Consider the following 5,983-nt stretch of genomic DNA (forward strand, 5'->3'; position numbering starts at 1 on the left):
TCGAAAGGCCGAGCAGACGCTCGGCGTTCCCAGGAAAAAACTCGTTTGGAAGGCCGGTTGTCGTGCTGATTCAATGATACTTGGCCAGGAAGAGGCAGGCCCCCGGAATCCAACAAGAGTTTTCGTGAATTGCCCCTATATGGCGTGCCGGGGCTGGGTGTGTTGTGATGAATTATCCGGGGGGATATCGGAGGGGAGGCTGCATGAAGGACATCAAAAAAGGGCGGCCCCAAAGCCGCCCTTTTTTCGTGAACTGTCGAGTCCTGAAAAAAACATGTCACATTGGAAATCGAGTTTTTACTTGCAGCCGTCATCCCGGCGCAGGCGGGAGCTTGATGGTCTGGGTCCGGAACACAACGTCGAGATGACCTCAAATCCCTGGAGATCCCGGACCACGTCCGGGATAACGCATGTTTCCAACAGCCTCGATGCTCTCTCGTCTACCCTGACCCCTTAGAATCTCAACCCTTTATCCTTGCACCTTAATCCTTAAATCTTAACCCTTTACCTCCGTCTCTCCGGCCTCCGGCCTCCCTTCCTTTTCTCCCCACAACATAACCGACATCTCGTCAGCTGCATCGGGGTAGCGTTTGCGGGCCTCGCGCAGCCCCAGGTTGTAGGCCTTTTTGTTCATTTCTTGGATCTTGGCGGGCAGGGCTTCTTTCAGACGTCTGCGCACGGCCTGGGCGTTCATGAACGGGAGAAAGTGGGTCAGCGCGCCCAGGGTGATCACGTTGGTCGTCTGGACCACACCGATCTTGTTTTTAGCCAGGTCGGTGAACGGGATGCCCCAAAAAATATTTGATGGGGGCTGGTCCACCAGGGAGGTATCCACCAGGAGTTTCCCCTGGGCCTTGAGGCCCTTGTAGTAGAGATTGCAGGCCTCCTGGCTCAGGGCGACCAGGAGATCCAGCCCCACGGGTTTGGGATAGCTGATGGGCTGGGAGCTCAGGACCACATCGGCCCGGCTGGCTCCGCCCCTGGCCTCGGGGCCGTAGCTCTGGGTCTGGCAGACCTCATACCCGTGATCCAGGGCCAGGGCCTGTCCCATGATCTTGCCCAGGGTGAGTATCCCCTGACCGCCCAGTCCGGAGAGCCGGATTTCAAACCGTACCAGATCGTTTGTATTACTCACCGCGCGCCTCCCTCAGGTTCTTCCGCATTATCCCGTACCGCTCTTCGAGTCCCGGAGTCTGTCTGTCCTGAAAAATGCCGATGGGTATTCGATCCCTGCGTTTTTCAGGCGCAAGATCGTTGTATTTTTCCACCGGGAGGGCCTGTTTTCGATACCATCTGTACATGTCGACCACGGTCTTGAACTTGTTCTTGCGACCGTACTGGGTGTGGCAGGGGGTCATGACCTCAATGAGGTTGAAACCGGGATTGGTCAGCCCCTTGACCAGGAGCTTGTCCAGAAGATGGGCGTGCATGACCGTGCTCCGGGCGACGAAAGGGGCGCCGGCCGCACTGACCAGGTCGATGACATCAAAGGACTGCTCCAGCTGGCCGTAGGGCGTCGTTGCCGAGCGTGTGCCCTCGGGGCTGGTGGGGGATTTCTGCCCCCCGGTCATCCCGTAGATATTGTTGTTCAGGATGAGGGCGGTCAGGCCGATGTTGCGCCGGGCCGCGTGGATGAGATGGTTCCCGCCGATGGCCAGGGCATCGCCGTCACCCATGACCACGATGACCTTGAGATTCGGATTGGCCATCTTGATCCCCGTTGCAAAGGTCAGGGCCCGACCGTGGGTGGTATGGACGGTATTGAAATCCACATACGTGGCCATGCGGCCGGAACACCCGATCCCGGCCACCAGAACGACCTCGTCCTTGGAAAGTCCCAGGCCGTGTACCGAACGGATCAGGGAGCCAAGGACGATCCCGTGGCCGCACCCGGGACAATAGACATGGGGGAATTTTTTGTTATGCCGAAGATACTCGTGAATGATATGCGTTATCTCTGCCATGGTATCCTGCATTGGTAAGATATTTTAGAAATTTTAAAAATTTAAGAGATTTAAGAGATTTTGGAAAATACGGACGGTGATAGGCGCGTGGTTAATTTCTTAAATTTCTGGAATTCTGCAATCTCTTATATTTCTAGAACTCATGTTCTCCAACCGATTCCGGTTATCGGGAATGGCTCCCGAGCACGGTCTTCAAAAGCTCCGACGGGGTGATGATCTGGCCGTCGACCCGGTTGTGGGTGACTACCCGGGTCATGCCATTGTTCACCCGTTTCACCTCGCGAGAAATCTGGCCCATGTTCATCTCCGGAACAATGAGCACCCGACTCTGCCTGGCCACACGTTCCACAATCTGCCGGGGAAAGGGGAACAGGGTTTTGAGCTTGAGCAGGCCGGCCCTGACTCCTTGTTCCCGTGCCAGCTGCACGGCCAGTTCCGCGGACCGGGCAACGCTCCCGTAGGCCACGATGGCGATGTCCGCGTCGTCGCATCCGATCTCGTCCACCATCTGGATATCGTAATAGTGCTGGTCGATCTTGCGGAAGAGGCGATTCATCAGCGCTTCCACTTCATGGGGTTTGGATGTGGGAAAGCCCTGACTGTCGTGGGTCAGCCCGGTGATGTGGAACCGGTAGCCCGTTCCCATGGCAGGCATACATGGAACCCCCTTCATGGTCTCCTCGAAAGGGGTGTACCAGTCAAAGGGCATGGACGGTGCGACCCGTGAAAAGATCTGGAAAGTGGACGGATCGGGCAGGGTGATCTTTTCCCGGGTGTGGGCGGTGACCTCGTCGATGAGCAGGATGACCGGGGTGCGGTATTTTTCCGCAAGATTGAACGCGGTCACGGTCATTTCCAGACATTCCTTCACATTGACGGCCGAAAGCACGATGACCGGATGGTCCCCGTGGGTGCCCCATCTGGCCTGCTGCACATCGCCCTGGGCAGGATTGGTGGGTAGTCCCGTGCTCGGGCCGCCGCGCATGATATTGACGATGACCAGGGGCACCTCGGCCATGCATGCGTACCCGATATGTTCCTGCATCAGGGAAAATCCCGGTCCGGAGGTGGCCGTGAGCACCTTGCGTCCGGCAAGGGACGCTCCGATGATGGCACCCATGCTGGCGATCTCGTCCTCCATCTGCAAAAAAACCCCGTTATCGAGCAGAGGAAGGCGACGGGACATTTCCTCGGCAATTTCTGTAGACGGGGTGATCGGATATCCGGCAAAAAAATCACACCCGGCCAGCAACGCGCCCTCGACAACGGCCTCATTGCCCTGGGCGAACAATTCCTTGCGTTTTTTCTTCCTGGAAGCCATCAGCTCTCCGTGCTCGGTGCTTCAGCCGGTTCTTCTTCCGGCTGTTTGGTATTCTTGGTCGTTGCCTTTGCCGGTTTCTTGGGGATGTCCCGGGGAACCTTGCCCGTTGGAACTCCGTTGTGCAGGACCCCGTTGGATTCATCCTTGGGACGCACGGAAACCGCAAAATCCGGACAATGCATCTCGCAGAACCCGCAATTGAGACACTCCTCTTCCCTGACCACCTTTGCCTTGCCGTCCTTTCCCATTTCAAAGACCTTTCCTGGACAAAAGGCGACGCATATGCCGCACCCCTTGCACCAGTCGGAAAAGACCCGAACTCTGGTTTGCCCTTTGCTTTTGGCCATCTGGTTGTTGCCCCTGACTGGCTTGAAAAGTTGTTGTCAAAAGGCGGGGATAGCCTTCAAGCCACCCGCCCGATCATATCCGGTGGTACACCCTTGTGCGCCTAGCCGAGCCATCATCAAATGGCAATGGATTTGCCATGGATATTTCACATGTTTTTCAAAAGGTTCGCCATATACCCGACCCCCTCATCCAGAGACGGGGCCACGAATATACCGGCATCGCGCATAGCCCCGAGTTTGGCGTCGATCTCCCCATGCCCCTTGCTCAGGATGGCCCCGGCGTGGCCGAAAGTCTTGCCCGGAGGGGCGGTCTGTCCGGCGATGAACCCGACCACCGGCAGATCAAAACCTGTGGCGGTGATGTATCCGGCCAGTTTTTCCTCTTCGTTGCCGCCGATCTCGCCCAGCATGACCACCCCCCTGGTCACACCGTCGTTACGGACCAGCTCGAACATATCGGCCAGTCCCGATCCGATGAACGGGTCGCCGCCGATCCCGGCACAGACGGACTGGCCGATCCCGGCACAGGTCAGACCGTACACGGTTTCATAAGTCAGGGTACCGCTCCGGGAGAACACGGCCACAGGGCCGGGCTTGAAGATCATCCCGGGCATGATCCCGAGCTTGATCTGCTCCGGAATGACCAGGCCGGGGGTGTTCGGACCGATGAGCCGCGAGGATGACGTGGACATGGCCGCGAGCACCCTGAGCATTTCAGACTGGGGAATGGATTCGGTGATGCACACGATCCAGGGAATGTTCTCGGCCGCGGCCGCAAGGATGGCATCGGGGGCGAACCCCGGGGGAACAAAGATCACGCTCGCGCCGATCTTGTGGTTGGCGCAGGCCTGGCGGACCGTGTCATAGACCGGCAGACCATCCACATCGCCCCCCCCCTTGAACGGAGTGACCCCGGCGACCACATTGGTCCCGAACGAGCGCATGAGGCCGGCGTGCAGCCTGCCGGTCTTGCCGGTCATACCCTGGACAAGGACCTGGGTGGAGCTGTCCAGACCAAAAAGGGGAGGGGCGGCTCTGGAGGATGGGCTGACCGTCCCAAGGGAAGGGGATGGGGACATTGTGACCGAGGGAGAAAAGGATGCACCGTCACGTGGACCAGGCTGTGACGGCTTGATGACTCCGGCCAGTTCACCAAGGGCTCCGTCCATGTTCTCCACGAGACGAAGATTGGGATGGTTCAATTTCTCAAGCGCGATCCGTCCCTCATCGGCCATATATCCGGAAAAGCGGACCACACACGGCTTGGTCAGTTCCACCGTGTCCAGGGTTGCGATAAGGGCCTCGGCCACATGGGCACAGGAGAGAATCCCGCCGAAGATATTAATGAAAATGACCTTGACCCGGTCGTCTTCCACAAGGAGTTCGAGACCGGCGCGCATCCTCGGGATATCCGCGCCACCACCCAAATCCAAAAAATTGGCCGGGGTGAGGCCGGATTTATTCAGGATGTCCATGGTATTCATGGCCAGACCGGCACCATTGACCATCATACCCACATTCCCGTCCAGCCGATGGAAGCTCAGACCGGCGGTGCGAGCCCTGATTTCGTCGGGGTTCTCGTGTTCCGGCCGACTGCATCTCTTTTTGACCTCCGGGAGCAGGGCCATCTTGCTGTCGTCCAAATCAACCTTGCCGTCCAGGGCCACCAGATTGCCGTCACCGGTCAGCACAAGGGGGTTGATCTCCGCGAGCAGGGCCCCATGGGTGGTGACCATGTCGATAAGCGCGGTACAGATTCCATGGAAGGTAGGCCATGTCTGTTTGGGAAGCCCGAGATGGAAAAAGGCGTCCTGGATACGGTGCTCATGACTTCTGGTGAGAAAATCCACATCCACGGCCATGAGGCTGTCCTCTGAGGAGGATTCCACATCCACGCCCCCGCTGGAATTACAGGCCAGGATGAGGGATCGGGTCTCGCGCTGGATGAACACGCTCAAATAGAATTCCTTTTCAATGGACGCGGCCGGTTCGATACGCACGTACGGGACGCTCAGATCCTTGATACGCATGGACAACATCGTGGGCAGGGTCTCCTGGAGTTCCTTCTGGTCAGCCACCACCTTGACCCCGCCGGCCTTGCCACGGCCACCGGTGAGCACTTGGGCCTTGACGACCATGGGGAAGCCGATATCCGCGATGGCCTCTTCGTTGCCGGTCGTAGATGTTATGGCGTACCCATTGGGAACAGGAATTCCAACCTGGGCAAAAAGCTGTTTACTGGTATGTTCGTCGAGTTTCATCCGATCTCCTGCACAAAAAGGAACATTGTAAAAATGTAGGGGCGGATTCCATATCCGCCCTTGTGGATTGCATATCCGCCCTTGTGGATT

At 57.8% G+C, this 5,983-nt stretch carries 5 protein-coding genes; all 5 read right to left on the reverse strand.

What is annotated here, in order from left to right:
• Positions 1-496: 496 nt before the first annotated feature.
• Positions 497-1,135, reverse strand: coding sequence for a 2-oxoacid:acceptor oxidoreductase family protein (locus ACY692_RS13765; protein ID WP_462325952.1), 639 nt, complete (start codon positions 1,133-1,135; stop codon positions 497-499).
• Positions 1,128-1,964 carry a 2-oxoacid:ferredoxin oxidoreductase subunit beta gene (locus tag ACY692_RS13770; protein ID WP_462325953.1) on the reverse strand — a complete coding sequence of 279 codons (837 nt, stop codon included), beginning with the start codon at positions 1,962-1,964 and terminating at the stop codon, positions 1,128-1,130. The genes ACY692_RS13765 and ACY692_RS13770 overlap by 8 nt, the downstream gene beginning before the upstream one ends.
• A gap of 163 nt (positions 1,965-2,127) precedes the next feature.
• A complete protein-coding gene (locus ACY692_RS13775) occupies positions 2,128-3,285 on the reverse strand; it encodes a 2-oxoacid:acceptor oxidoreductase subunit alpha (RefSeq protein ID WP_462325954.1) in 1,158 nt (385 codons plus the stop codon).
• Positions 3,285-3,632 (reverse strand): 4Fe-4S dicluster domain-containing protein, encoded by a 348-nt coding sequence (locus tag ACY692_RS13780; protein ID WP_462325955.1) that lies wholly within the window; start codon positions 3,630-3,632, stop codon positions 3,285-3,287. Before ACY692_RS13780 ends, ACY692_RS13775 begins: the two co-directional genes overlap by 1 nt.
• A gap of 146 nt (positions 3,633-3,778) precedes the next feature.
• Positions 3,779-5,893 (reverse strand): ATP-grasp domain-containing protein, encoded by a 2,115-nt coding sequence (locus tag ACY692_RS13785; protein WP_462325956.1) that lies wholly within the window; start codon positions 5,891-5,893, stop codon positions 3,779-3,781.
• Between the last annotated feature and the right edge of the window lie 90 nt (positions 5,894-5,983).

This window comes from Desulfoplanes sp., from assembly GCF_054921335.1.